This is a genomic window from Photorhabdus namnaonensis, from assembly GCF_001684335.1.
GTDB classification, from domain to species: Bacteria; Pseudomonadota; Gammaproteobacteria; order Enterobacterales; family Enterobacteriaceae; genus Photorhabdus; species Photorhabdus namnaonensis.
Genome location: NZ_LOIC01000029.1, coordinates 298 through 1,193 on the forward strand (window position 1 = coordinate 298; position 896 = coordinate 1,193).

1 protein-coding gene is annotated in these 896 nt (G+C 54.1%); it reads left to right on the top strand.

What is annotated here, in order from left to right:
• Nucleotides 1-896: condensation domain-containing protein (locus tag Phpb_RS26600; protein WP_240492419.1), on the top strand; the 896-nt coding region annotated here is incomplete at both ends.

The following is an 896-nucleotide window of genomic DNA, read 5'->3' on the forward strand; positions in this document are numbered from 1 at the left end:
GCGCCATACTGTCATGAAGATGGTGTACCGCAGTGATGATGACGGACAGATTTACCCACAGAGATTGGAAGGGAATTGGGTTATCCAGTCCCAATCCTGTGAAAATGCTGACACGCTGTTGAGCACGGTGCGTGCTGAAATAGCCACTCCGTTTAACTTGACCGCGGAACCCAGCCTGCGCCTGCGCCATTATTCGGTGTCTGGCCGACACTACTTATTAATGCTATGGCACCATATCGCCATTGACGGCTGGTCGGTCGATATCTTTATGGCTGAACTGGCGGAGATTTACCACGCCTTACGGGAAGGCCGTGACAGCCCGCTTCCCCCGCTGGAGATTACCTACGGCGATTACGCCGTCTGGCAACGGGACTATCTACAGGGCGACATCGGTGAACGCCAGCTCGCCTACTGGCGGCAGGCCCTGTCCGGCTACGAATCACTGGCCTTGCCCAGCGATTATCCCAGACCGACACGGGTGAATTATCAGGGACGGGATTTCAAGTTTGTGCTGGACACCCGGCTGTCTGAACAGGTAAGGACGCTGGCAAAAGCACAGGAAACCACCCCGTATACCGTGCTGCTCAGTGCCTTTTATCTCACGCTGGCAAAATTATCCGGGCAAAATGATATCGTTCTGGGGACGCCGACGGATAACCGACACCATGCTCAAACTCAGCCCCTGATTGGGATGTTTGTCAACTCACTGGCCTTAAGGATACAAATTCAACAAACCGCCAGTGTGGAAGCGCTGATTCAACAGACCCATCAGCGGGTAACAGAGGCTAAGGTCCATCAGGACATGCCGTTCGAACAACTGGTTGAGGCGCTGGATATTGCGCGTGACACCACCCGCCATCCGATTTTTCAGGTGATGTTCGGGTTACAGAGCTTTG